Annotated in this window: 21 protein-coding genes and 1 pseudogene; 6 read left to right on the top strand and 16 right to left on the bottom strand. The window is 73.4% G+C overall.

Annotation, left to right across the window (positions count from 1 at the left end; genetic code table 11):
• Positions 1 to 801: 801 nt before the first annotated feature.
• A complete protein-coding gene (locus CG747_RS32120) occupies positions 802 to 1,254 on the bottom strand; it encodes a hypothetical protein (RefSeq protein ID WP_100605377.1) in 453 nt (150 codons plus the stop codon).
• A 298-nt stretch (positions 1,255 to 1,552) separates the two neighbouring features.
• Here CG747_RS32120 and CG747_RS32115 point away from each other — a divergent pair, with 298 nt between their 5' ends.
• Positions 1,553 to 1,900, top strand: a complete 348-nt coding sequence (locus CG747_RS32115) for a hypothetical protein (protein WP_100605376.1) — start codon at positions 1,553 to 1,555, stop codon at positions 1,898 to 1,900.
• Between the two features lie 104 nt (positions 1,901 to 2,004).
• On the opposite strand, the gene CG747_RS32110 is transcribed toward CG747_RS32115, so the two are convergent.
• The 3 genes from CG747_RS32110 to CG747_RS32100 form a co-directional block, all read right to left on the bottom strand.
• The gene (locus CG747_RS32110; RefSeq protein WP_100605375.1) at positions 2,005 to 2,883 is read right to left on the bottom strand and encodes an MOSC domain-containing protein; all 879 of its coding nucleotides are present in this window, start codon (positions 2,881 to 2,883) and stop codon (positions 2,005 to 2,007) included.
• Between the two features lie 270 nt (positions 2,884 to 3,153).
• The gene (locus tag CG747_RS32105) at positions 3,154 to 3,795 is read right to left on the bottom strand and encodes a DJ-1/PfpI family protein (protein WP_100605374.1); all 642 of its coding nucleotides are present in this window, start codon (positions 3,793 to 3,795) and stop codon (positions 3,154 to 3,156) included.
• Positions 3,792 to 4,763, bottom strand: a complete 972-nt coding sequence (locus tag CG747_RS32100; protein ID WP_100605373.1) for a GlxA family transcriptional regulator — start codon at positions 4,761 to 4,763, stop codon at positions 3,792 to 3,794. Before CG747_RS32100 ends, CG747_RS32105 begins: the two co-directional genes overlap by 4 nt.
• A gap of 185 nt (positions 4,764 to 4,948) precedes the next feature.
• On the opposite strand from CG747_RS32100, the gene CG747_RS32095 reads away from it, so the two are divergent.
• Positions 4,949 to 5,608, top strand: coding sequence for an MSMEG_1061 family FMN-dependent PPOX-type flavoprotein (locus tag CG747_RS32095; RefSeq protein WP_100605372.1), 660 nt, complete (start codon positions 4,949 to 4,951; stop codon positions 5,606 to 5,608).
• A gap of 183 nt (positions 5,609 to 5,791) precedes the next feature.
• On the opposite strand, the pseudogene CG747_RS32090 reads toward CG747_RS32095, so the two are convergent.
• Positions 5,792 to 6,019 (bottom strand): annotated as a pseudogene (locus CG747_RS32090) (hypothetical protein); the annotation flags it as partial.
• Here CG747_RS32090 and CG747_RS32085 point away from each other — a divergent pair.
• The 4 genes from CG747_RS32085 to CG747_RS50775 all read left to right on the top strand — a co-directional run bounded on the left by CG747_RS32085 (position 5,970) and on the right by CG747_RS50775 (position 10,919).
• A complete protein-coding gene (locus tag CG747_RS32085; RefSeq protein WP_257980891.1) occupies positions 5,970 to 6,296 on the top strand; it encodes an alpha/beta fold hydrolase in 327 nt (108 codons plus the stop codon). The pseudogene CG747_RS32090 and the gene CG747_RS32085 overlap by 50 nt on opposite strands.
• Before the next feature lie 144 nt (positions 6,297 to 6,440).
• Complete coding sequence (locus CG747_RS32080) at positions 6,441 to 7,010, top strand: dihydrofolate reductase family protein (protein ID WP_100605371.1); 570 nt, start codon at positions 6,441 to 6,443, stop codon at positions 7,008 to 7,010.
• Positions 7,011 to 7,018: 8 nt separating this feature from the next.
• Entirely contained in the window at positions 7,019 to 7,972 is a 954-nt protein-coding gene (locus CG747_RS32075) for a GNAT family N-acetyltransferase (protein WP_100605370.1), read from the top strand.
• 121 nt (positions 7,973 to 8,093) lie between these two features.
• Positions 8,094 to 10,919: a LuxR family transcriptional regulator gene (locus CG747_RS50775; protein WP_100605369.1), complete on the top strand. Its 2,826-nt coding sequence runs from the start codon at positions 8,094 to 8,096 to the stop codon at positions 10,917 to 10,919.
• Positions 10,920 to 11,024: 105 nt separating this feature from the next.
• Here CG747_RS50775 and CG747_RS32065 read toward each other — a convergent pair whose 3' ends face one another.
• From CG747_RS32065 to CG747_RS32015, 11 genes are all read right to left on the bottom strand, one after another.
• The gene (locus tag CG747_RS32065) at positions 11,025 to 11,807 is read right to left on the bottom strand and encodes a LuxR family transcriptional regulator (RefSeq protein WP_100605368.1); all 783 of its coding nucleotides are present in this window, start codon (positions 11,805 to 11,807) and stop codon (positions 11,025 to 11,027) included.
• Between the two features lie 50 nt (positions 11,808 to 11,857).
• A complete protein-coding gene (locus CG747_RS32060; protein WP_100605367.1) occupies positions 11,858 to 13,570 on the bottom strand; it encodes an amidohydrolase in 1,713 nt (570 codons plus the stop codon).
• A gap of 186 nt (positions 13,571 to 13,756) precedes the next feature.
• The gene (locus tag CG747_RS32055; RefSeq protein ID WP_180985782.1) at positions 13,757 to 15,283 is read right to left on the bottom strand and encodes a protein kinase; all 1,527 of its coding nucleotides are present in this window, start codon (positions 15,281 to 15,283) and stop codon (positions 13,757 to 13,759) included.
• Between the two features lie 169 nt (positions 15,284 to 15,452).
• Entirely contained in the window at positions 15,453 to 16,718 is a 1,266-nt protein-coding gene (locus CG747_RS32050; RefSeq protein WP_100605365.1) for an alpha/beta fold hydrolase, read from the bottom strand.
• 120 nt (positions 16,719 to 16,838) lie between these two features.
• The gene (locus CG747_RS32045) at positions 16,839 to 17,552 is read right to left on the bottom strand and encodes a GntR family transcriptional regulator (RefSeq protein WP_100605364.1); all 714 of its coding nucleotides are present in this window, start codon (positions 17,550 to 17,552) and stop codon (positions 16,839 to 16,841) included.
• 80 nt (positions 17,553 to 17,632) lie between these two features.
• Positions 17,633 to 19,015, bottom strand: coding sequence for an aldehyde dehydrogenase family protein (locus CG747_RS32040; RefSeq protein WP_100605363.1), 1,383 nt, complete (start codon positions 19,013 to 19,015; stop codon positions 17,633 to 17,635).
• Positions 19,012 to 20,016, bottom strand: a complete 1,005-nt coding sequence (locus tag CG747_RS32035; RefSeq protein ID WP_100605362.1) for a proline racemase family protein — start codon at positions 20,014 to 20,016, stop codon at positions 19,012 to 19,014. Before CG747_RS32035 ends, CG747_RS32040 begins: the two co-directional genes overlap by 4 nt.
• A gap of 12 nt (positions 20,017 to 20,028) precedes the next feature.
• Positions 20,029 to 20,946: a dihydrodipicolinate synthase family protein gene (locus CG747_RS32030; protein WP_100605361.1), complete on the bottom strand. Its 918-nt coding sequence runs from the start codon at positions 20,944 to 20,946 to the stop codon at positions 20,029 to 20,031.
• Between the two features lie 112 nt (positions 20,947 to 21,058).
• The gene (locus tag CG747_RS32025; RefSeq protein WP_100605360.1) at positions 21,059 to 22,546 is read right to left on the bottom strand and encodes an NAD(P)/FAD-dependent oxidoreductase; all 1,488 of its coding nucleotides are present in this window, start codon (positions 22,544 to 22,546) and stop codon (positions 21,059 to 21,061) included.
• A complete protein-coding gene (locus CG747_RS32020) occupies positions 22,527 to 22,847 on the bottom strand; it encodes a (2Fe-2S)-binding protein (protein ID WP_100605359.1) in 321 nt (106 codons plus the stop codon). Before CG747_RS32020 ends, CG747_RS32025 begins: the two co-directional genes overlap by 20 nt.
• Positions 22,848 to 22,904: 57 nt before the next feature.
• Positions 22,905 to 24,068 carry an FAD-binding oxidoreductase gene (locus tag CG747_RS32015; RefSeq protein ID WP_100605358.1) on the bottom strand — a complete coding sequence of 388 codons (1,164 nt, stop codon included), beginning with the start codon at positions 24,066 to 24,068 and terminating at the stop codon, positions 22,905 to 22,907.
• Positions 24,069 to 24,124 lie beyond the last annotated feature (56 nt).

Below are 24,124 nucleotides of genomic sequence, written 5' to 3'. Positions count from 1 at the left end.
TATGTCGATACCGTCCAGCAATCCTCGGTCACCACAAGCACACCAAACAGGATCCCGAGCGGATGAGCCCCTCACTCAGCCGCCGGCTTGCGCACCATCGTCAAACCATGGTCACCATCTGCGCCATAACGGCAACGGCCGCGCACGCTTTGCCGCTACCGAGCAGCGCAGAGTGAGAGCCGAATTGGCCAGCAAGCTCCTCAATGGCAGCCCTTGATACGTCGTAGTCAGCACCAGACCAGCACGAGATAGGTGATGACAGACGCCGAGGAGTGCCTCCAGGTCAGCACCGAGTCAGCACCCCGCAAGACCCACCCCACACGCACACCCCCCTGACCTGCATGTTTGCCGCATCACCACTCTTGCGGTATGCCGCCAGCACTAAAAGGTGTGCAGAAGTCTCACGCCATCGCTCCGACCTGCATGTTCTCCCTCTCCATGGGCTTCGACTCAGCACCGGTCGGCACGAGTCTACGAGTCACCACGGGTCAAGTTCCTCGCGGCAAGCACCCCGCCCCTCACGGCCCTCCTTTTCGCACCCGCGTCCGAGTCGGGTGACCGTCGAAGTCAGCGGTGATCCGAATCGTGGCGCGCCACAGTGCACGGGCTGTCTACGGCTGGCCTGCAAATCCCGCCTCGACAAATGAACGTCTGGGATCGTCCGGAATTTTTGAAAAGCGGTTGCCACGACACTCCTCGCGATCTCATTCATTCGGGAACGACCTGGCAGCGTTACCCGTAATCCTTTTCGACGTGGGCGACGACGCCGCGCTCACGGGATCGCAAAAGGAGGCCGACCTTTTACGACCGCGCAGCGAGGGCCTCCTCACCCACCCACCGTTTCTCAGCGAACGTGCAGGTCATTACCGAGGAAAGTCTGGTCAGCGGCTTCCGTCGCGTTTGAACAATGTCTCGACTATGCCGCGTGCCGAAGAATCCCTGTGCCGGCCGGGTCACGCTGAGGGTTATGTGGTCACCACGGTCGTTCTTGAGGTCGACGGTGCCGTCGTGGCGGAACTCGACCCAGTTTCTGAGGTACGTCGTCTCTTCGGTGGGCGGTGGTGATTCGAATTTCCGGCCGTCGATCTCGCCGCCGTCGAAGTTCAGGACGGCGCCCACCAACAGGTCGCCGGGGCCTCCCAGGCGTTGCTTCGTGACGTCGGGGCCCTCGCGCCCGAGGTCACACGCCGTGAACGTCAGCAGCGTGGCCAGCACGGTGACGGCAGGGGCGAGGACTCGGAGGAATGAGGGCATGATCGGAAACGTCCGATCGCACGGGCCGGTTGCACGGGCCGGTTGCACGGGCCGGTTGCACGGGCCGGTTGCACGGGCCGGTTGCACGGGCCGGTTGCACGCGCCGTCGAAGGTCGCCGAAGAATCCGCGTCACCCCTCACCCCTCACCCGTCACTCGTGTTTGGGGTGTGGCCAATGTGCAGGTTCAGGGCCTCGCGTTTCCTTGCTCTGTGCGCCCCGCGTTGGCGACTTCGCGCCCTGTCGATGGTCGACTGCCCATGGCAGGCTCTCGTGTTCAGGCCTGAGGAGGGCGTACGTATGGCGTTCGCGTGTCCGCGCTGCAAGGAGTCGAGCCAGGTTCTGCATCTGCCGGAGTTCGTCAGGTCGTTGCCGGCGGAGTCGGAGTTGCGGGAGAAGTACGGGGAGCCGGCCGAGTACGGCATGCAGTGGCTGTTCCCCGCGGCCGCCGGCGTGTTGGGTGTGGCGGCGCTGGTGACGGGCGGCTTGGCTGCGGGGCTCCCGTTGCTGGCTGGTGGTGTGGGTGTCGGATTCTGGTTGTCGCACCGGGCGCAGGCGTCGGCGGATGCGCGGGCGGCGTGGTTGCGGTCGTTGTACTGCAGGCGGTGCCCGGTCTCGTTCCTGCCGGAGGAGGCGTTGGCGGCCTGAGTCTCACGCCGGTGGCCGGCCCGGACGGGCCGAAGAGCGGCGGCAGTTGCCGCCGCCACTTGCAGCCCGTTGTGGGACCGAAGATGTCGTCGCCGTAGGGGTTCTCACAGTTCGGCGTCGCCCCACTCGTGGACGACCACCTCATCGCCGACAGACAGCTTCCCCGGCCGCACCACGGAGAACTTCGCGCCGAACACCACGCCTCCACTCGCCGCTCGCCGGTAGCCTGCGAGCGTACGCAGCGGTTCCCGCCGCTGCCGTACCCCGGCCTCCTGATCGACCAGGGTGACCGCGCAGCGCACCGCGAGCTTGGCATAGCCCAGTTCGGCTTCGCCGATGCCGATGCGGCGTGCGCGGTCCTCGATGTGCGGTACGGCCGCCCAGTCCCCGTCGTCACCACGATGGCCTTGGCCGAAGCCGCCGTCGACGACGATGTTCGGGCGGAAGCGATTCATGGGCATGGGCGGGGTGCCTTGCTCCGCGATCCGCCGGTTGAGGAGGGCGAGGGACGAGCGGGACAGCAGGTGTACGGCGCTGCTGTCGGCGTAGCCGGAGGGGCCGGGGGTCCAGCCGTCGGCGATCCTGTCGTGCTCCGGCGGCACGCGGACCAGGCGGCTGGGGGTGCCGAGGAACTCCGAGAGCCAGGCGGCGACTTCGTCGCCCTGGTCGATTCCCTGGAAGGTGACACCGAACAGGTCGACGTCGCGGCGCGGCGCGGACGTGGTGACATCGAGGCGCACCGTGCCGTAACCGCTCGTTGTGTCGGCCGAGTCGAGCGTGAGCCGGCTGCCGTCGGCGCTGACGGTGGGCCGGACCAGGGCGAGGCGGGGGTGGCGGCGCTGGGTGCGGAAGACCCCGTCCTCGCTGATGACCATGAAGGTGCGGTCGTGTTCGAGGCCCGCCGGCGTGAGCAGCGCATCACTCATGGACGTGCCCGCGCACCCCTTGACGGGGTAGCAGATCAGCTCTACGACGTCGGCCATCTGCCGCCTCCTTCAGTCGATGACCAGAATAGAGAATCGGCCCTGGTGGGGCGAGTGATGTCAGCACCCACGAAGCCACCCGAGCACCTTGCGGATCATTTCGTCGGGAGTTGCCGGGAGACGACGGTCGCTGCCGAACTCCGCTGCGGCACTGCCGATCAGCCGGCGCGCTGCGCCCTCGCAGTCGTCGTCGGTCGGATGGGGGGTGTTCCGCCGGCATCTCCGCCCAGCAGTCGGGTCGACTGTCCCCCTCGACGTAGGACGGAAGTGTCAGTTGTCAGACGGGGCAGCTGGGGCGGTTTCCTCTCCTGTGGCGAGGGGCTCGTCCGCGAGGTAGGGCGGGGCTGGCTCGTACTGGATGTACTGGCGGACGGCGCGGGCGTGGTCGCGGCCGTGGAGGCGGCCGATGAGCCACAGGGACATGTCGATTCCGGCCGAGACGCCCTGGCTGGTGATGAGGTTCCCGTCGACGACGTAGCGGGCGTCGCGGACCACGGTGATGTCGCCCCGGGCCTGGAGGGTGTCCTCGAACGGGCGGTGGGTCGCGACCCTTCGGCCGCGGGCCGGGCCTGCCTCGTGCAGCAGCAGGGCCCCGGTGCACACGCTGGTGGTCCAGGCGGTGTTGGCGGCGGTGGTGCGGATCCAGTCGATGAGCACGGGGTTGGACACTTCGCGGCGGGTCCCGTTGCCGCCCGGGACCAGCAGGACGTCCAGCGGCGGATGGTCGTCCGGGGTGTGGTCCGGCAGGACCCGCATGCCCTTGCTGCAGCGGACGGCGTCGGAGTGTTCGGCGATGAGGAGCGCGGTGTCGGCGTGTTCGCGCAGCATCGAGGAGGCGGTGAACACCTCCCACGGCCCGGTGAAGTCCAGCTCCTCCGCTCCGTCGAAGATCAGAATCCCGTAGGTGGTCATAGGTGCTCCTTGGTGGATCGGAATCGGTCGCGGTAGTCGGACGGTGCAACGCCCAGCTGCCGGTGGAAGGCGCGGCGCAGCGTCTCCGCGGTGCCGAAGCCGTACCGACGCGCGATGGTCTCGACGGGGTGGGCGCTCTCGGCGAGCGCCCGCTTGGCGGCCTCGATGCGTACGCCCTCGACATACGTCGCGGGCGGGACGCCGAGTTCGGCCGTGAACCGGCGCTGGAGATGGCGGGGACTCAGACCGGCGTGCGAAGCGAGATCGTTGATGCCGTGCCGGGCACCGGGATCGGCGTGGATCGCCGTGACCGCGGCGCGCAGGGGGTCGCTGGCGGGCTGTGCGGACCACAACGCCACGCTGAACTGCGACTGGCTGCCCGGGCGGCGCAGGAACAACACCATCTCCTGGGCGACGGCATGGGCGACCTCCCGGCCCAAGTCGTCCTCCACCAAGGCGAGTGCGAGGTCCATGCCCGCGGTCACCCCGGCCGACGTCCACACCCGCCCGTCCCTGAGGAAGATCGGATCGCAGTCGACGACCAGTTCGGGATGCTCCCGGACGAGCTGCGCCTCGCGCGCCCAGTGAGTGGTCACCCTCCGCCCGTGCAGCAGTCCGGCGGCGGCCAGCAGGAACACCCCGCTGCACACCGAGGTGACGCGCCGAGCGGTGGCCCCCGCGGTGGCAATCCAACGTGTCAGTGTCGGATCGTGCCGGGCTTGGTCGATGCCGTCGCCGCCGGCCACCACCAACGTGTCGATCCCCGTGGGGTCCAGATCGGCCACACCGTAGGAGGCGTGTACCGGAACGCCGCTGCCGGACCGTACCGGGCCCGGGAGCGGTGCCGTGACCTGGCAGGTGTATCCGCCGGTGAGCTTGTCGGCGTGCTGGAACACCTCGTGGGGGCCGAAGAGGTCCAGCGGCTGGAAACCCTCGAAGACGACGAAGACGATGCGGCGCTGCTTCACCCCTCCACCCTGTGATCCGACGCCGGTGGCGTCAACGACGCACACCCCACGCTTCGCGCCATGCCGGAGAGCGCACAGAGCGGCGGAGCCGGACCGGCATCCCGCCGGTCGGAGCATGACGGAGCGCCCGGTCGGCAACCACGGGGCTGCCGGCCCCTGCGGTCGGCAGCAATTAGGGTCGGAGGATGACAACACCCCTTGCCGGCAGTGCCTTCGACTCCCTCCGCCTCGACGCCGTGACCGACCAAGAGGCGCTGCGTCGGGCCTACGAAGCCCCCAGCGACGCGGCCGTGCGGAAGCAGATGAGCGAACTCACCGAGCAGACCCGGCGGTTGATCGGCTGCTCATCACTGGTCCTGGTCGCCAGCGCGGACGCCGAGGGCAACTGCGACGTCTCCCCGCGCGGCGGCCCCGCCGGGTTCGTCGCCGTCCTGGACTCACGGACGGTGGCGATACCGGACGCGACCGGCAACAAGCGTCTGGACAGCCTGCAGAACATCGTCGCCACCGGACGGGCCGGGCTGCTGTTCGTCATCCCGGGGCGCACCACGACGCTCAGGGTGAACGGCCGGGCCTGCGTCTCCACCCGCCCGGAACTGCTGTCGCAGCTGACCGCCGTGGGCAAGCCGCCGGCCAGTGCGATCGTGCTGGGGATCGAGGAGGTCTACCCGCACTGCCCCAAGTCGCTGCTGCGCAGCGCGGCCTGGAAGCCGGAGCAGTGGCTGCCGGCGGACGCCCAGCCGGCCTCGGCCGAGGTGACGCTGGCCCAACTGCGGATGCCGGAGCTGACGATCGCCGACATCGTGCAGGCTGAGGCGGACTCGCTGAAGTACCGGTACGAGTAAACCGGTACGAGTAACGGGCCTTCCTGCGATGTCTGAAGCACCAGTCAGCCGAACCCCCAGGCCAGGCACGCCCCGAGACCAACGGCGGGGCAGCCCGTCAGACCGCGGCCTGTGCGGCGGAGGCTCGTCGGGACGAACGAGGGGCGGGATGAATGGAGTTGGCGAGTTCCTCGGCCGGTTGCCTCACTCATGAGGCACGGGCCGGCTCCACTCCCCGGAGTGGCCCGGCGGAAGTGCGAGGTCGCGCCGGACAGCCGCGTAGTACCCCTCCCGCGCCGCGCGCTGCTGCGTGAGCATGGCCGACCAGACCTCGGGACTGCGAGTTGGCTGGTCGCGCAGGAACTCTTCCATGTTCATGACCGTGACGACCCATTCACGCGCCTTCTCCACCACGTGGGGGCTGCCGAGCAGTCTCGCCTCGGGGCCCGAGGCCAGGCACGAGTGGCCCCGGCACGGGATCGCACAGGACATCACCCGCGCGGTACGGGACATCGAGGTCCCGGTGACCGTGCTGGCCGCAGAGAACGACGTGGTGGAGCCGCCGCAGGTCTTGCGCGAGCACCTGCTGCCCTACATCCCTCACGCGGCCCTGGCGACCGTTCCTGGCGCCGGCCACCTGCTGCCTGCGGAAGCCCCCGACGCCGTCGCGACAGCCCTCACGGAATTCCTCGCGATCGTTCGACACTGACCGCATTGCAGGGTCGGCAGGTAGGACCGGCACATTGGGTCACCGTGACCGATGCCCGGGGCGGTGACCGCGGCCTAGGTTCGGACCGTCCTCGTCGGTCGCCCGCGGCCCGACGGTCACCCGGCCACAAGCGAAAGGCGGCCCATGCGCCGGCTCACCTACTACATCGGCTGCAGCCTCGACGGCTTCATCGCCGGACCGGACGGGGAGACCGACTCCTCCGGCTTCGACGGCGACCTGAAGGACGCGATCCTCACCGAGTACCCCGAGACGATTCCCGGCCATGCCCGTGAGGCGCTGGGTCTCGTCGATGTGGCCAACAAGGTCTTCGACACGGTCCTGATGGGCCGTGCCACCTACGAGCCCGCCCTGCGGATCGGCGTGACCAGCCCCTATCCGCACCTGCGGCAGTACGTCTTCTCCTCCACCCTGCCCCGGACCGACCCCGAGGTGGAGGTGGTCTCGGGGGACCCGGTGGAGTTCGTCCGCGGCCTCAAGCGGCAGCCGGGCGCGGGCATCTGGCTGTGCGGCGGGGCGAGCCTCGCCGGGCAGCTGCTGGGCGAGATCGACGAACTGGTGGTGAAGCGCTACCCGGTGGTGTTCGGCAGCGGCATCCCGCTGTTCCGCGCCCCCTTCGCCCCCGGCGAATGGCTGCTCCGCGACTCCCGGGTCTTCCTCACCGGCACCACCCTGACCAGTTACGTCCGACGCTAGGAGCACCGATGCTGTTTCGACCCACGACCCGCGCCGAGGTCGACCGCGTCGCCGCGGTGACGGTCACCGAACCCGTCGGCTGGATCGACGCCGACCGCTACCGGGACGAGCTCGGGCAGGGGATGTACCGGCCGGAGTGGACCTGGATCGCCGAGGACGACGACGGCCGGCTGCTGGCCCGCGCCCTGTGGTGGGGCCGGGCGGACAGCGCCCACCCGGCAGCCCTGGACTGCCTGCACGTCGACCCCGGGGCCGGCGACCGGGCCCGGGTGGCGGCCCGGCTGCTCACCGCCGGGCTGCGGGCGTTCGCCGCCGCGGGCGCGCCGAAGCCGCCGCTGTACAACTTGACGCTGCCGGTCGGTTGGCGCGACGACCCGGCGGCGGCGGACGCGGTGGCCTGGCGCCGGACCGCCGCGCGGGCCGCCGGCCTCGGCCATGAGGTGGAGCGGCTGCAGCTGGAGTGGACCAGCGGCGATGCGCCGCCGGGGGGCGACAGCCGGCTGAGCTTCGCCCCGGCCTCCGACGAGGAGTTCCTCGGGATGTTCCAGCGGATCGCGGTCGGCAGCCTGGACGACGAGACCCGTCGGAACGTCGCCGCGATGGGCGTCGCGGCGGCCGCCCGGGAGGAGTTGGAGTTCTACCTCGGCTGCCCGGGCGAGCGGGAGTGGTGGCGGCTGGCGTACGGCCCCGACGGGCGGCTCGCCGGACTGGTGATCCCCTCCGCGACGCCTTACGCCCGGAACGTCGGATTCCTCGGCGTGCTGCCCGAGTTCCGCGGCCGCGGCTATGTGGACGACCTGCTCGCCGAGGTCACCCGGCGCCATGCGGAGGCGGGCGCCGAGCTGATCAGCGCCACCACCGACACCGGGAACGCGCCGATGGCGGCGGCCTTCGCCCGGGCCGGCTACCGGACCAAGGAGATCCGGATGATCTGGTCGGCGCCGGTGGCCGAGCGGGAGTGAGCGCCGTGGGCACGGCGGTCACCGCCCTCGGGTCCGTCCCCGGTCCGTCCCGCCCGGTCCGCGTACCGTGACGATCAACGAGGCCCGACGGTGGCCGGGTTGGCGGATCCGGGGGGCACGGATGCAGGGGCGCGACGCGGAGCTGCGGCGGATCGAGTTGATGCTCGACGACGCCCTGCGCGGCGAGAGCGGCGCCCTGCTGCTGCACGGCGAGGCCGGCATCGGCAAGACCGCGCTCCTCGACCATGCCGCCGCCCGCGCGCAGGGCCTGCGGGTGCTGCGCGTCGAGGGCATCGAGTCCGAGATGGAGCTGGGCTTCAGCGGGCTGCACCAGCTGTTCCTGCCGGTCCTTCAGGTGCTCGACCGGCTGCCCGCCCCGCAGGCCCAGGCGCTGCGCTCGGTCTTCGGCCTCGTCGACGCGCCGGTGCGGGACCGGCTGACCGTCGCCCTCGCCGCGCTGTCCGTCCTCGCCGAGGCCGCCGCCGACATGCCCCTGCTGTGCCTCGTCGACGACGTGCAGTGGCTGGACCAGCCGTCCGTGGACGTGCTGGCGTTCGCCGCCCGCAGACTGCGCGCCGAGGGCGTCGCGATGCTCTTCGCCGCCCGCGGCGACTCGCCCGGCGGCACGGCGCGGGCGCTGCCCAGGCTGCACGTCACCGGCATCGACCGGACCGCGGCCGCGGCGCTGCTGCCCGGGCTCGCGCCGCCCGTCGCCGAGCGGATCATCGACCAGGCGCACGGCAATCCGCTGGCGCTGCGGGAGCTGTCCGCGGCGCTCACCCCGGCGCAGCGGTCCGGTCAACTGGGGCCGCTGGCGCTGCCGGAGGCGCCGTCGGCGCTGCCGAGCCGGCTGCAGGAGGCGCTCGCCGAGCGGATCCACCGGCTGCCCGAGGCCACTCGTCGGATCCTCGCGGTGGCCGCCGCGGACGACACCGGGGACCTGGCCGCGGTGCTGACGGCGGCGGCCCGGACCGGGGGGTCGGTCGACGATCTGGCGCCCGCCGAGCGGGCCGGGCTGCTGGCCGTCTCCGGCGCGGGGCTGCGCTTCCGGCATCCGCTGGTCCGGTTCGCCGCCTACCGGGGCGCGCCGCTCGCGGAGCGGATCGCGGCGCACCGGGCGCTGGCGGAGACGCTGGACGGTGCCGGGCACGCGCACCGCCGGGCCTGGCACCTGGCCGCGGCGGCGACCGGGCCGGACGAGCGGGTGGCCGCGGAGCTGGAGCGGGTCGCCGAGTGGGCGGGCAGCCGGCAGGCGATGGCGTCGGCCTCCGCCGCCTACGAGCGGGCCGCGCAGCTGACCGCCGACCCGGCGCTGCGGGCGAGGCGTCTGATCGGCGCGGCGCAGCGGGCCAGCGAGGCCGGACAGGACGAGCGCTGCGGCGCCCTCGCCGACCAGGTGCCGCAGCCGCTGCAGGACCCCGGCATGGCGGCGGACTTCGCCCGGGTACGGGCCGTGGTCGAGCTCGGTTTCGGCAGCCCGGCGCGGGCCGCCCGGATCCTCGCCGAGGGCGCGGACGCGACCGCCGCCGAGCGCCCCGACAAGCTCCCCGTACTGCTGACGGACGCGGTGCACGCGGCGTTCGCCACGGGGGACGCGGCGCTGATCGCCCAGATCGCGGCCCGCGCGCCCGCTCTGCCGGTCCTCGCGGTGCCGTCGCACGCCTTCGCCGATACGGCGGCGACCCGGCGCGAGGACGGGGATGCGGCCGCGGACGGGGATGCGGCCGCGGACGGCGTCTCCGCTGCCCCTGCTGCCTCCGCTGTCCCCACTGTCTCCGCTGTCTCCGCTGCCTCCGCTGCCTCCGCTGCCTCCGCTGTGAGCAACGCGCGGCAGCCGCTCGCGGAGCTGGTGGCCGCCTGCGACCGCACCGAAGTCAGCCTGATGGACCGGCTGATGACCGGGCACTACTGCCACCTGCTCGCCGACCACGCGACCGCGCACCGGGTCGCCTCCGCCGCCGTGGCGCACTGCCGCGACCGCGGCGTCGGCGGCTGGCTGCCCACCACGCTGCACCTGCTCGCCCAGGTGGAGCTCGCGCTCGGCCGGCGCGACGACGCCCGGTCGCACGCCACCGAGGCGCTCCGGCTCGCCGACTACTACGACCTCCACCACCGCGTCGCCCATTTGCGCGCCCTGCTCGCCGTGCTGGCCGCCGCCCGCGGCGAGGAGGACCGCACCCGTGAACTCGCCGACCGGGCCCTGGAGTACACCCGCCCGCGAGGCGTCGGCCGGGGCACCTCCGACGCGCGTTGGGCGCTGGGCCTGCTCGACCTCGGCTCCGGGCAGGGCCAGCGGGCGCTGGACCGGCTGGCGGCGGCGCGGGATGCGGCCGGTCACCCGCTGATGGCCCGCCACCTGCTGCCCGACCTGGTCGAGGCCGCCGTGCGGGCCGGCCGCCCGGAGCGGGCGCAGGCACCCGCGGAGGCCCTCGCGGCCTGCGCGGACGCCCTCCGGCAGCCCGCGATCGGCGCGCAGTCCCGCCGTTGCCGGGCCCTGATCGGACCGGATACCCGGGCCGAGGAGCACTACCTCGCCGCCCTCGACCTGCACCCGGCCGACGACGGCTTCGAACGGGCCCGCACCGAGCTGCTCTATGGCGAGTGGCTGCGCCGGCAGCGCCGCAAGCTCGACGCACGCGACCGGCTGCGCGCCGCGCTGGAGCGCTTCGACCGAGTGGGCGCGCGGCCGTGGGTGCGGCGGGCCCGGACCGAACTGCGGGCGGCCGGCGGGCACCACGACCCGGCGCTCGCCGCGGACTCGCCGATCGCGCGGCTGAGTCCGCAGGAGCGCGAGGTGGTGCGGCTCGCCGCGACCGGCGCGACCAACCGGGAGATCGCCACCCAGCTGCTCCTGAGCCCGCGCACGGTGGGGCACCACCTCTACCGGGCGTTCCCCAAACTCGGCATCGGCTCCCGCACCCAACTCGCCGACCTGCTCAACGGCTAGCCGGATCGGGGCCTCACTACCCTTGTCCCCGCGCCCGGTTGTCGCCCCGGGAGGGGAAGGGACGGAGTGTTCCGCGGGGTGCGCGAGGTGCCTGCCGGGCTCGTGTCAGCGGGTGGGTTCGATTCCCCAGGCGGTGGCTCGGGCGGCGGCCGCCGCGCGGTTGGGGAGGTCGAGCTTGGCGAGGATGTGCTCGATGTGGGTCGCCACGGTGCGCGGTGTGATGTACAGGCGCTCGGCGATCTCCCGGTTGGTGCGGCCGGTGGTCAGTTCGGCCAGTACCTGGAGTTCGCGTGGTGAGAGTCCGCCGGGCCGGTGCGGGTGCCGCGGGCCCGCGGTGGCGTCGGTTGCGGTGGCCTCGTCGGGCGGGGTGTCCGTGCGGGGGGCGACGGCCGCGGCGAGGGTCTCGGTGAGCAGGGTGACCACGGCGCGCGCCGGGTCGGGCGTGCGCCGTGGTCGGCGGGTGCTGACGTTGAGCATGCCGACGTACCGGCCGTCGGCGGTGAACAGGCACTGGGCCACGCCGTCCTCGATGCCGAGGGGAGAGAGCACCTCCTGGAAGCCCGGCGACGCCGCCAGGAGGTGGCAGGGGACGTCCCTGAGCCAGAGACCGCCCCGGGCCGGGCTGTGGAGCACGGCGAACACCGGGTCGCGGTGGAGGCGGGTCTCGATGTAGGCGGTGGCGTCGTCCGGGTAGCTCCCGGCCAGGGTGGTGTGGCGCCGGGAGCGCGGATCCCACCGGGCCAGGGAGGCGTGGTCGTACTCCATCACCTCCGACAGCGCCGTCAGGACCGTGTCGAAGCCGGTGGCGCCGCTGGTGGCGCTTCTGGCGGCCGTGCGGACGCGGACGGCCGCGTCCAGGATGTCCGCCGTGCTCCGCTGCGCTGCCATCCCCCAAGGATGATCTTGTGCCTGGAATACGTCAATCGCGCAGGGTCAGGTCAATTGCGGAGGGTGTCGTGCACGACCTGCCCGTCGAGGACGGTGAGGACGACCGGCATCGCGGGGATGTCGTGGGGGTCGGCCGTGAGCAGGTCCCCGTCGAGGACGCAGAGGTCGGCGACCTTGCCCGGCTCCAGGGAGCCCTTCCAGTCGTCGGCGAAGTCCTGCCAGGCCGCGTCGATGGTGTACGTACGGAGCGCCTCGGCCAGGCCGATGCGCTGCTCGGGGCCGCTGATCCGGCCGGTGGCCTTCGATTCGCGCAGCATCATGGTGGCTACGCCCTGGCGCCAGTCCGGGGAGGTGACGGGGGCGTCGGATCCGCTCGCGACCCGCACGCCGGCGTCGAGGGCATCGCGGTAGGGCCAGGCGTAGGCGGCCCGTGGCGCGCCGACGAAGTCCTCCTCCATGTCGGCGACGGTCCATTTGATGGTGGGGTTCATGTTGACGCCGAAGCCGTGCGCGGCCAGCAGCTTCATGCTGTGCGCGGTGAGGAAGTCGCCGTGGATGACGTAGTGGCGGGCGTCGGGCCGCGGGTGCTCGGCCACGGCCGCGGCGAAGGCGTCCGTGACGGTGTCGATGGCCCGGTCGCCGGTGACGTGAACGCCCATCTGGTGCCCGGCGGCATGGGCGTGGCGGATGATGGCGTCGATCTCGGCGATCTTCTCGCTGTCGGTATCGCCGCCGACGCACAGGGATCCGCAGCCGCCGCCGACGTACGGCTCGTGCATCCAGGCGGTCTTGTTGGGGACGACGCCGTCGGCGAAGATCTTGACACCGTGGATCGTCAGGCGGCGCGGGTCGGCGTCCTCGGCCTCGCCGGGGGCGGTGAGGGTGGTGAGGGCGCGGGCGAACTCCTCGGCGGTGCCGGCCATTCCGGTGGGCAGGAGCAGGACGCCGACGCGGGCGGTCAGTTGGCCGTCGGCCAGCAGCCGGCGGTAGACGTCGAGGGTCTGTGCGCCGAGCGCGCCGCGCATGATGCCGTCGCCGCCGGGGCCGAGCCCGGGCTCGGTGTAGCTGGTCACGCCGAGCCGGGCGAGCGTGGTGAGGGTCGACCTGATCGCGTCGGTCCGCTCCTGCCGGCTCAGCGGCGGCAGTGCGTTCTGCACCAGGTCCTGGGCCCCTTCGTGGAGGAGCCCGGTCGGCTCGCCGGTTTCGTCCACGACGATGGCCCCGCCGGGCGGCGCGACGGTGTGCCGGTCGACCCCGATGAGCTCCAGGGCCTTGGAGTTGACCCAGGTGGCATGGCCGGAGAAGGAGTACAGGACGACGGGGTGGTCCGGGCTGACGGCGTCGAGGTCGTGCCGGGAGGGCAGCCGCGACGGGTCGGAGACGCACTCGTCGAGGTAGCCGGTGTCCCAGCCGTGCCCCGTGATCCACTGCCCGCCCGGGACCCGCCCGACGGCCTCCCGTACCCCCTCGGCCACGTCCGCGAGGGAGGAGACGGCGGGATGGCCGAGGTCGACGGAGAGCGGTGGCGTCGACATTCCGAAGGCGCATCCGTGCAGATGGGAGTCGTTGATGCCGGGAAGCAGCGTCGCTCCGTGCAGGTCGACGACGCGGGTGCCGGGGCCGATGAGCGGCGCGACATCGTCCCGCCCGCCGACGGCGGTGATGGTCCCGCCGGTCACCGCCAGAGCCGAGGCTATGGAGAATTCCGCATCGACCGTGACCACCCGTCCGTCGAGAAACACCAGATCCGCATACGTGTCCACAGAAGGGTCCTTTCGAAAACCGGGTGCACCACGGTCACCCGCGAACGATCTCCCCAGGACTATGGCCGTGCCCCCGCCTCCCGCACATCGGTCGTTCAACCGATACGCGCTCCCGCGGTGACAGGCAGCCGGTCGGCCGGCCCGCGCAACGCTCCGTGCGCCTGGCCTTCTGCCGCAGATGCGGTGTCAGGCGGGTGTCGAAGCGCTCTCCGCCGGTTGGCGATCGACGTGGTCGGCCGGCCGCCGGGCCCGGCCGGGCGGCGCCCCGCCGACCCGCGGGCGGCGGCCGTCGCCCGCCGCCCGTCGGTTCCCGGTGCGCCGCCGGTACCGGCCGACGGCCTCCTGGGCCGCTGCCGCAAGGGTCACCGCGGCCAGGAGGAGATAGAAGACGAAGAGCTTGTTCAGGTCGTCGAGGAAGTACCAGATCGACGCGGTGGCGCTGAACCAGAAGACGATCACGGCGTAGGGGCTGGCGTCCCGCTTACGGGCCGCACCGGCGAAGCCGAGCACCGCGGTGAGCGCGAGCAGCACCGCGATGCCCGCATACGTGCGGTCCCAGCCGACGTCGGCGCGCCGCAGCTCGGAGTAGACGGCGATGCTCTCCGCCACCGGCCCCCAGGCCACGACGCCGGACAGTCGGGGCGAGAACGGCAGTGCGGCCAGACCCAACAGCCCTGCCACGATGGCGACAGTGCCGAAATGGTCCGTGCCGACCAGGTCGCCATGGCCGCACAGCAACGACAGAAGGCTTCCGACCAGTCCCAACGCGCCTGCGGTGGACGGGCGGAGCGCCGTGCGGAGCCGGCGGAGGACGGTGGCGCCGCGCGAGGGCGCCGCGGCCAGGGGGAGCGCGTCCGCCCGCATCGTCGGAGCCGATGCGGCGCCGAGCGCGTCGGCCAGCGCCGCACGCATCGCCGCCGCGTCCTCGAAGCGCTCCGCCGGGTCCTTCCGCAGCGCCCGTGCGACCACCGCCGCCACCGCGGGCGATATCTGCGGGCGGACCCGGATGAGGGGCACCGGCTCGGTGAACAGATGCTGGTGCATCACGGCGAACGGCGAGTCCGCTTGGAACGGCGGGGTCCCCGTGAGCAGTTCGTAGAGCAGGCACCCCATGGCGTACAGGTCCGCCCGGTGGTCGATCTCCACCCCGCTGATCTGCTCCGGCGAGAGGTAGGCGGGAGTCCCGGGGGCCACCCCGCTGCCGGTGAGACGGGTGGCGGCCTCGGCGAGGGCCTTGGCGATGCCGAAGTCCAGCACCTTCACCGTCGTGGAGCCGGTGAGCATGATGTTCGACGGTTTGATGTCCCGGTGCACGATGCCGTTCTGGTGGCTGTGGTCCAGGGCGTCGAGCACTTCGCACGCCACGGTGATCGCCTGTGCGACCGGCAGCGGGGCGGTGCGCAGCGCCTCGGCGAGCGTGCTGCCCGCCACGTACTCCATCACCAGGAAGGGCCGCGGGCCTTCCTCGTCCTCTTCCACGCCGACGTCGTGGATGGTGGCGACGGCCGGATGGTTCAGGGCTGCCACCGCGTGCGCCTCACGCTGGAACCTGGCGCGCGATTCGGGATGGTGGGCCAGTTCCGGGGACATCAGCTTGACCGCGACCGTGCGTCGCAGCCGGTGGTCGATCGCCCGGTGGACCGTGCCCATCCCACCGCGGCCGAGCCGCTCGACGAGCTCATAGCGGCCGCCGAGCATGGTGTCCCGCCCCACCGACTCCCCCTTGTCACCCTTTGGCCGAAGCTTACGATCACCGTGAACGGTACCTGTCATCGCCGTCGACCACGGCCCCTGCCCCGTGTGGCGCAGCAGGGGCCTCGTGGCACGCAGCTCCCCGTGCCGCACGCCGGCGGGTCGGCGGGCGGCACGGTGTCCGGCGGGGTCAGGCGCGGCCCGCGGCGAGGTCCATCAGGCGGTCCAGGACCCGGTCGCCGGAGGCGGCGAGCCCGTCGTGCTCCCACTCGTTGGTGACCCAGACCCGGGCGGCGCCGATCTTCCGGGCGGTGTCCAGGGACAGACCGGCGTCCACGTACATGTCGTCGTGGTAGACGACCGCGGCGAGCGGGACGGTGTTGGCGGCGAGGCGGGCCGGGTCGTAGAGCGGCGGCCAGTCGGTGCGCTCGGCGAGCAGGTCGGCGGCGGCCGCGAAGGGCCGCAGGCCGCGGATCTCCTCGAACATCCAGGGGTAGATCATCTCGCCGGTGAGCAGCAGCGGGTCGGCGTCCTCGGTGAATTCCGGGTGGGCGGCGTGGGTGCGGGCGGCCGCCCAGCCGGTGGGGCCGGCGCCCTGTCCGTACAGGGTTTCCTGGAGGACGGCGTAGAGCGGGTTGCCGGTGAAGCCGGTCAGGGCCATGACCTGGTACAGGAAGGTGTCGGTCGGGTCGCCGTCGCCGTCCACCGCCTCGTCCAGGAGGGCGTGCAGGCGCTCGAAGCCGTCGCCGATGCCGAGGACCAGGCCGAGGGTGCGCAGCCGGCGCGCGGTGAGCCGGTCGCCGTCGGGCAGCCGGACGTCCCGGGCCGTGAGGAGGTCGGCGACCCGGCGCAGGCGGCGGGCGTCGTCCGGATAGCGGGCGTAGTAGTCGCGGACCCGGTCGCGTACGCGGGGGAAGGTGCGTGCGTAGACGTCGTCGGCGGTGGCGGACAGGCCCGGCAGGCCGCCGGCGACGTAGCAGGCCCGGAGTCCTTCCGGGGCCCGGGAGAGGTAGGTCAGGGTGAGGAAGCCGCCGTAGCTCTGGCCGAGGGTCTCCCAGGGGCGGTCGCCGCACAGTGCGCGGCGGATCAGTTCGGCGTCCGCGACGATCGAGTCGGCCCTGAAGTACGCGAGGTGGGCGGCGAGTCGGGCCGGGTCGGGGAAGCGGGCGGCGGCCCGAGCGGTGAGCGGGGTGGAGCGGCCGGTGCCGCGCTGGTCGAGGAGCAGGACGCGGTGCGTCCGCACCGCGCGGGCCAGCCAGCCGGGCGAAGTGCCCGCCGGGCGGGGCGACTTGCCGCCCGGGCCGCCCTGGAGGTACAGCAGCCAGGGCAGGTCCTCGCCGGCGCGGGACGGGTCGGCGATCTCGCGGGCGAAGACGTCGAGGGTGGGGCCGTCGGGGTCGGCGTGGTCGAGCGGGACCGTGAAGGTGTGGTCGACGGTGGCGTACGAGGGGTTCATGGGCTCTTCCCGGGCGTGCCGGTCGGCGCCCTCGGGTGCGGGGGCGCATCCGAGGGCGGTGGCGTGTGGTGGGCGGGGTGGGCTGCGCGATGCGGCGCGGGAGGCGCGGCGTGCGGTGCGCTACCGGGAGTCGAGGCGGACGCCGAGGCCGCGCCGGGCGGGCGTGCGCTCCCGCGCGCTCTCGGCCCACAGCGACCGCACATGGCCCAGGTGGCGGGCCATGCACTTCTCGGCGGCCTTGGCGCCCCCGGCCACCATCAGGTCGAGGAGTTCGATGTGCTCCTCGGCCGAGGGCAGCAGCTGGTCGCGTTCGTCCAGGGCGGTCAGGCCGTACAGGCGGGAGCGCTTGCGCAGGTCGCCGACGGTCTCCACGAGCCGGTCGTTTCCGGCGAGCGCGAGGAGGGAGAGGTGGAACTGGCGGTCGGCGTCCAGGTAGCCGATGAGGTCGTGCGCGCGGGCGGCCCGCACGATCTCCTCGGCGACCGGGCGCAGCGCCTCCAGCTCCTCGCGGGCTGCGCTGCGCGTGATGCGGCCGATCATGGGGACCTCGATGAGGGTCCGGATCTCGGAGTACTGGTCGAGGTCGCGCTCGTCGACCTCGGTGACCCGGAAGCCCTTGTTGCGGACGGGTTCGACCAGACCTTCGCGGGCCAGGTCGAGCATCGCCTCGCGCACCGGCGTCGCGGAGATCCCGAAGTCCTCCGCGAGGCCGGGTGCCGAGTAGACCTCGCCGGGGCGGAGTTCACCGGAGATCAGGGCGGCCCGCAGGTGGTGGGCGACCTGGTCGCGCAGCCGCTCCCTGGTGGTGTTGAGGTTGCGCTGCAGGTGACCCATGTCGTGGTGTTCCCTTCGTGCCCTGTCCTCGTGCCCGAGCGGATCACCAGAGTACAATGTCACGTTGTTTTGGCAGGTGCCTACGGGTGTGCGGGGGCGAGGCCGTAGGTGCGGGTCGAGGTGTAGAAGTCCAGGGCCGCACGGCCCTGTTCGCGCGGACCCCGACTGGATGCCTTGGTACCGCCGAACGGCAGGTGGAAGTCGACACCGGTGGACGGGGCGTTGACCCGGATCATGCCGGTGTCGAGCCGGTCGAGCCCGTGCAGGGCCGCGTCGAGCGAGGCCGTGTGCACCGAGGTGACCAGGCCGTACGGGGCGGAGTTGGTGATCCGCACCGCCTCGTCCAGGTCGTCGGCGCGGAGCAGTACGGCGAGCGGGCCGAAGACCTCCTGCCGCAGGAGCGGATGGCCCGGCGGCACGTTCTCCACCAGGGCCGGGGCCGCGTACCAGCCGGTGCTCCCGGCGGGTTCCGGGGTGCCGGCGAGTGCGGGCAGTCCCCGGCGGGCCTCGGTCACGCACCTGCGGGCCGGCTCGTCGATGAGGGGGCCGCAGACGGTGGCGGGGTCCGCGGGGTCGCCCACCGGGAGTGCCCGGAGGTGCTCGACCAGTGCCTCGCGCAGGGGGCCGAGGGCCGCGCCCACGGCGATCACGCGGCTGGTGGCGGTGCACTTCTGGCCCGCGAATCCGGCGATCGCGGCGGCGAGGTGCGCGGCCGCGGTCGCCGGGTCGGCGTCCGGCAGGACGATCGCCGCGTTCAGCCCGCCCATCTCAGCCTGTACGGGGACGCCGCGGGCGGTGCCGGTGCGCGCGACGGCCTGGCCGACGGCGGTGGAGCCGGTGAAGGAGACGATGTCGGCGGCGGAGACGACCGCGCCCCCCTCGGTGGCGCCGCCGGGCAGCACCGTCAACACCCGTTCAGGTAGGACCTGTTGGATGATTTCGGCCAGGCGCTGTGCGCAGGCGGTGGCTTCGGGGGCGGGTTTGAGGACGACGGTGTTGCCGGTGGCGAGTGCGGGGGCCGCCTTCCAACTGGGGATCGCGAAGGGGAAGTTCCACGGGGTGATCAGGCCGGCGACGCCGTGCGGACGGCGGCGGGTGAGCAGCAGTCCGGCGCCGTCGGCCGCCTCGTGGACGGCGCCGGTGGCTTCGTAGGGGGCCTGGGCGTAGTAGCGCCAGATCGCGGCGGTGCGGGCCACTTCGGCGCGGGCCTCGGTGACGGGTTTGCCCACCTCGCGTACGGCGAGCGCGGTCAGTTCGTCCGCGGCGGCCTCGACGGCGGCGGCGATCGCGCCGAGGGCCGCCGCGCGGGCCGCCGCGCCGCCGCGCAGCCAGTCGGGCTGTGCGGCGCGGGCGCGTTCGACGGCGTCGACGGCGGCGAGGGCGCCGGGGGCCGCGGTCTCCACGACCACGTCTGAGGGGTCGGCCGGGTTGCGGGAGACGACCGGGTCCGGGGCGGTGCTCACAGCAGGAATCCTCCGGGGAAGGGGTCCTCGGGGTCGAGGAAGTACTGGGCGGTGCCGGTGATCCAGGCGCGCCCGGTGATGCGGGGTACGACGGCCGGCACCCCGCCGACCTCCGTCTCCTCGATGAGGCGCCCGGTGAACCGCGTACCGATGAACGACTCGTTGCGGAAGTCGCGGTGCAGGGGCAGCGCGCCGCGGGCGTGGAGCTGGGCCATCCGCGCGCTGGTGCCGGTGCCGCACGGCGAGCGGTCGAACCAGCCCGGGTGGATGGCCATGGCGTGCCGGGAGCGGTGCGCGTCGGAACCGGGGGCGGCGAGGTAGACGTGTTTGACGCCGGCGATCTCCGGCCGGGTCGGGTGGACGGGCCGGTCGGGCGAGGCGTTGACCGCGTCCATGACGGCGAGGCCGGCGGCGAGCAGGTCGTCCTTGCGGGCGCGGTCGAACGGCAGCCCCAGCGCGTCGAGTTCGACGAAGGCGTAGAAGTTCCCGCCGTAGGCGAGGTCGTACGTCACCGTTCCGTGGCCCGGCACGTCCGCCGTGAGGTCCAGGCCGACGCAGAAGGCGGGCACGTTGGTGAGGGTGGCCGCCTTGGCCCGTCCGTCCTCGACCGCGACGTCGACGCTGATCAGGCCCGCGGGGGCGTCGAGGCGGACGGTGGTGACGGGCTCGGTGACCGGGACCATGCCGGTCTCGACGAGGACGGTGGCGACCCCGAGGGTGCCGTGTCCGCACATCGGCAGGACGCCGGAGACCTCGATGAACAGGACACCGTAGTCGGCGTCGGGGCGGGTCGGGGGCTGGAGGACGGCGCCGCTCATCGAGGAGTGGCCGCGCGGTTCGTACATGAGCAGGGTGCGCAGGTGGTCCAGGTGCTCGATGAAGTGCAGCCTGCGCTCGGCCATGGTGGCGCCGGGGATCACCCCGACGCCCCCGGTGATCACGCGCGTGGGCATGCCTTCGGTGTGGGAGTCGACGGCGTGGAAGACGTGGCGGGTGCGCATGGTTCTCCTCGGTCAGCGGTGGCCGGCGGCGACGGCCTGCTCGGTGGCGGCCCGCACCTCGGCCGCGACCGCGCCGGACAGCGCGGGGCGCGGCGGCCGGGTGGGACCCCCGCGGCGGCCGACGATGTCCATCGATGCCTTGATCGCCTGTACGAACTCGGTCCGGGAGTCCCAGCGGAGCAGCGCGTGCAGGGACTTGTACAGCGGCAGCGCGGTGTCCAGGTCCCGGGCGACGGCGGCGCGGTAGAGCTCGGCGCAGGCACCGGGGAAGGCGTTGGGGTATCCGGCGATCCAGCCGACGGCACCGGCCAGCGCCAGTTCCAGGAGCACGTCGTCCGCGCCGACCAACAGGTCCAGTTCGGGGGCGAGTTCGGCGATCTCGTAGGCGCGGCGGACGTCGCCGGTGAATTCCTTGACCGCCACGATGCCGCCCTCGCCGTGGAGGCGGGCGAGGAGCGCGGGGGTCAGGTCGACCTTGGTGTCGATGGGGTTGTTGTAGGCCACGACCGGCAGTCCGGCCCGTGCGACCTCGGCGTAGTGGGCCCGGACGGCGGGCTCGTCGGCGCGGAAGGCGTTGGGCGGCAGCAGCAGTACGCTGCCGCAGCCCGCTTCGGCGGCCTGCTCGGCCCATCGGCGTGCCGCGGCGCTGCCGTACGCGGACGCTCCGGGCATCACCCGGGCACCGTCGCCGGCGGCCTCGACGGCGGTGCGCACCACGCGGGCGCGTTCCTTGTCGGTCAGGGTCTGGTACTCGCCCAGGGAGCCGTTGGGGACGACGCCGTCGCAGCCGTTGTCGAGGAGCCAGCGGACGTGTACGGCGTACGCGTCGTAGTCGACGGACAGGTCGTCGCGCAGGGGCAGGGCGGTGGCGGCCATGATGCCGCGCCAGGGGCGTTCCGTGCTCCAGGAGGCGGAGGAGGAGGCGGTCATGAAGGGAGCCCTTCTGTGACGTGTGGTGGCACTGTGATGGCGCTGTGGTGAGTGAGTTCTCTGTGGCGGGTCGGGCGTGTGCGGGGTGTGGCATTGCAGGGGTCGGAGCCGGTCAGCCGTCGGCGCCCTCCTCCGGATCGGCGGGTTCCGACGCGGTCGTTCCGTGGCAGGCGCCGAGCACCCGCAACGGGACCGGGACGGCCAGCGGCCGGCGCTCCGGGGACGGCGGCAGCCGCGCGCCCGGCGCCTCGGCGGCCAGCCGGGCCACCGCCGGCCCGCAGACCCGGCCCTGGCACCAGCCCATACCGGCGCGGGTGAGGAGCTTGACGGTGCGGGCGTCCCGCGCGCCGTCGTCGGCGACCGCAGCGCGGATCCGGCCCGCGGCGACCTCCTCGCACCGGCACACCTCCGTCGCCTCGTCGAGCCACCGGGTCCATCCGGGGCCGGGCGCGTGCGCGGCGGCCATGACGGCGGCGAAGGCCCGCATCCGGTCGCGGCGGCGGCGCAGCGCCCGGACCAGGCCGCGGTCGGCGCCGGCGGGCCGCTCACGCAGCCGGGCCGCGATCGCGACCCCCGCCAACTCCCCCTCGGTGAATGCCAGTTGGACGCCACCAATGCCGCCCGTCTCGCCCGCCGACCAGATGCCGGGTACGGAGGTCTCCTGGTGCGCGTCGAGGGCGAGGGCGTATGCGCCGTCCTCGGTGCGGCGCACGGCACAGCCCAGGCCGGTGGCGAGTTCGAGCTGCGGGACCAGGCCGTGGCCCACCGCCAGGGCGTCGCAGGCGATCCGGCGGCCGGACCCCGGTACGGGCCGCCAGTCGCGGTCGAGCCGGGAGACGGTGACGGCCTCGACGCGGTCGGACCCGTGCACCCGGGTCACCGCGCTGCGGGTGCGCAACCGCACTCCGTGCCGCAGCAGCGCCGCGCCGTGCACCGCCGCCTCCGCCGCCTTGTGCGCGTTGGCGGCGAGGACACCGGGGTGGCGGGCGTAGCCGAGGTAGCCGGACGCCTCGACCACGGCCGGGACGCGGGCGCCCGCCGCGGCGAGCGACGCGGCGACGGCGAGCAGCAGCGGGCCGCTGCCCGCCACCACCACCCGCCGTCCGGGCAGCACCAGCCCGGACTTCAGCATGGCCTGCGCTCCCCCGGCGCCCACCACCCCCGGCAACGTCCAGCCGGGGAAGGGGAGTTGGCGCTCGTACGCGCCGGTGGCGAGCAGGACCGCGCGGGCCCGCACGCGGACCGGGCGCTCCCCGTCGCCGTCCGCCCCGGTGAGGGCGTGGACGTCCCACCGGCCCTGCGGCTCGGCGGGGACGACCGTCCAGACGTGGTGTCCGGCGAGCAGGGTCACACCGCTGCCGGCCAGGCGGCGGCGCAGGGCGGTGAAGGCGGACCAGTCGTGGTGCAGGGCTTCGGGGCGGGTGGCGCCGAGGGCGGCGGCGGGGTGCCGGTAGAACTGTCCGCCCGGTCGTGCGGCGGTGTCCAGCAGGGCGACGGTGAGGCCGCGTTCGGCCGCGGCGACGGCACCGGCGAGGCCCGCGGGGCCCGCCCCGATCACCGCGAGGTCGTACTCCCGGGCTTCAGACGGCGAGCTCGGCACGGCCGTTCCCCTCCTGGGTGGTGACGGTGTCGCCGGGCCGCGCCGGGACCAGGCAGGCCCGGCGGTTGGGCTCCCCGTTGACGGTGGCGAGGCAGTCGAAGCAGTGCCCGATGCCGCAGAAGGCGCCGCGCGGCCGGCCGCCGACGCGGGTGGTGCGCCAGGCGAGGATGCCCGCGGCCCACAGCGCGGCGGCCAGCGACTGGCCGGGCAGCGCGGCGATCGGGCGCCCGTCGAAGGTGATCTCGAACGCGGTGCCGGGCGCCGCGCCGACGAGCTCGGCGGGGGTGCGGTCACGTGCCACGGCGGGGTTCCTTTCGCGGGAGGGCGGGACGGCGTCGGGGGCGGGCGCGGACGGCGGTCACGGCGGCCCGCCCGCGTCGAACCGTTCGGGTCTGAACGCCGTGATGTCGAGCGGGAGTTCCCCGCCGGTCAGGCATTCCGCGATGATCCGGCCGGTCGCCGGGGCGAGCCCGATGCCCGCCCCTTCGTGGCCGCAGGCGTGCAGCAGCCCCGGTCTGCGCGGGTCGGGACCGATCGCGGGGAGGTGGTCGGGCAGGTAGGGGCGGAAGCCGGCGTAGGTCCGCAGGGCCCGTACGGTGGCGAGGACCGGGAAGAGCCGTACCGCCTGTGCGGCGAGGCGGCCGAGCGCCTCCACGGAGAGCGAGCGGTCGAAGCCGACGCGCTCGCGGCTCGCGCCGATCAGGACGGGTCCGGCCGGGGTGCCTTCGACGACGACGGAGGTCTGGAGGGCGGCGGAGTCGCTGGCGACGTCGGCGACGTAGTCGGCGGCGTACACCTTGCGCCGCACCACGCGCGGCAGCGGCTCGGTGACGAGCACGAAGCCGCGCCGGGGCCGCACCGGCAGCCGCACACCCGCGAGCCGGGCCAGTTCGCCTCCCCAGGTCCCCGCCGCGTTCACGACGTAGGGGGCGTGCAGGTCACCGGAGGGCGTACGCACCCCGCGCACCTCCCCCCGGGCGCCGGTGAGGAGGCCGGTGACCTCCTCGCCCAGGCGCAGCCGCACCCGGTCGCCGCCGGCCCGCAGCAGCTGGGCGGCGGCGAGCGCGGGCTGCACCTGCGCGTCCTGCGGGTAGTGGACGCCGCCCGCCAGGCCGGGGGCGAGGTGCGGCTCCAGGTCGCGGAGCCGCTCGGCCGGGACCGCTTCCGCCGTGACCCCGGCCGTCGCCTGCCGGGCCGCGAAGTCCCGCAGGGCGGCCAGGCCCTCCTCGCCGGAGGCCACCACGAGGCCGCCCTTGGGCTCGTACTCGATCCGGGCGGGGAGGACTTCGGCGAGTTCGCGCCACAAGCGGGCGGAGTACAGGGCCAGTTCGAGTTCGGGTCCGGGTTCCTTGTCGGAGACCAGGAGGTTGCCTTCGCCGCCGCCCGTGGTCCCGCCGGCGACCGGGCCGCGGTCGAGCACGGTGACGCTCAGTCCGCACCGGGCCGCGTAGTAGGCGCACGCGGCGCCGACCACGCCCGCCCCGATGACGAGGAGATCCGGGGAAGAGTATCTCGTGGGCACGTCAGTAATATTTCACATTGCACCCACGCTGCCAAGAGACCTCACCACCCGTGCGC

Source organism: Streptomyces sp. CB02959, from assembly GCF_002803155.1.
Classification (GTDB): Bacteria; Actinomycetota; Actinomycetes; order Streptomycetales; family Streptomycetaceae; genus Streptomyces.
The sequence above is the reverse complement of the archived record's forward strand: the minus strand, read 5'-3'. Positions and strand labels throughout refer to the sequence as shown.

Excerpts from the sequence above, each read along its gene's own strand:
- CG747_RS32120 (WP_100605377.1), bottom strand. The coding sequence starts at position 1,254 with ATGCCCTCATTCCTCCGAGTCCTCGCCCCTGCCGTCACCGTGCTGGCC.
- CG747_RS32115 (WP_100605376.1), top strand. The coding sequence starts at position 1,553 with ATGGCGTTCGCGTGTCCGCGCTGCAAGGAGTCGAGCCAGGTTCTGCAT.
- CG747_RS32110 (WP_100605375.1), bottom strand. The coding sequence starts at position 2,883 with ATGGCCGACGTCGTAGAGCTGATCTGCTACCCCGTCAAGGGGTGCGCG.
- CG747_RS32105 (WP_100605374.1), bottom strand. The coding sequence starts at position 3,795 with ATGACCACCTACGGGATTCTGATCTTCGACGGAGCGGAGGAGCTGGAC.
- CG747_RS32095 (WP_100605372.1), top strand. The coding sequence starts at position 4,949 with ATGACAACACCCCTTGCCGGCAGTGCCTTCGACTCCCTCCGCCTCGAC.
- CG747_RS32080 (WP_100605371.1), top strand. The coding sequence starts at position 6,441 with ATGCGCCGGCTCACCTACTACATCGGCTGCAGCCTCGACGGCTTCATC.
- CG747_RS32075 (WP_100605370.1), top strand. The coding sequence starts at position 7,019 with ATGCTGTTTCGACCCACGACCCGCGCCGAGGTCGACCGCGTCGCCGCG.
- CG747_RS50775 (WP_100605369.1), top strand. The coding sequence starts at position 8,094 with ATGCAGGGGCGCGACGCGGAGCTGCGGCGGATCGAGTTGATGCTCGAC.
- CG747_RS32065 (WP_100605368.1), bottom strand. The coding sequence starts at position 11,807 with ATGGCAGCGCAGCGGAGCACGGCGGACATCCTGGACGCGGCCGTCCGC.
- CG747_RS32050 (WP_100605365.1), bottom strand. The coding sequence starts at position 16,718 with ATGAACCCCTCGTACGCCACCGTCGACCACACCTTCACGGTCCCGCTC.
- CG747_RS32045 (WP_100605364.1), bottom strand. The coding sequence starts at position 17,552 with ATGGGTCACCTGCAGCGCAACCTCAACACCACCAGGGAGCGGCTGCGC.
- CG747_RS32035 (WP_100605362.1), bottom strand. The coding sequence starts at position 20,016 with ATGCGCACCCGCCACGTCTTCCACGCCGTCGACTCCCACACCGAAGGC.
- CG747_RS32030 (WP_100605361.1), bottom strand. The coding sequence starts at position 20,946 with ATGACCGCCTCCTCCTCCGCCTCCTGGAGCACGGAACGCCCCTGGCGC.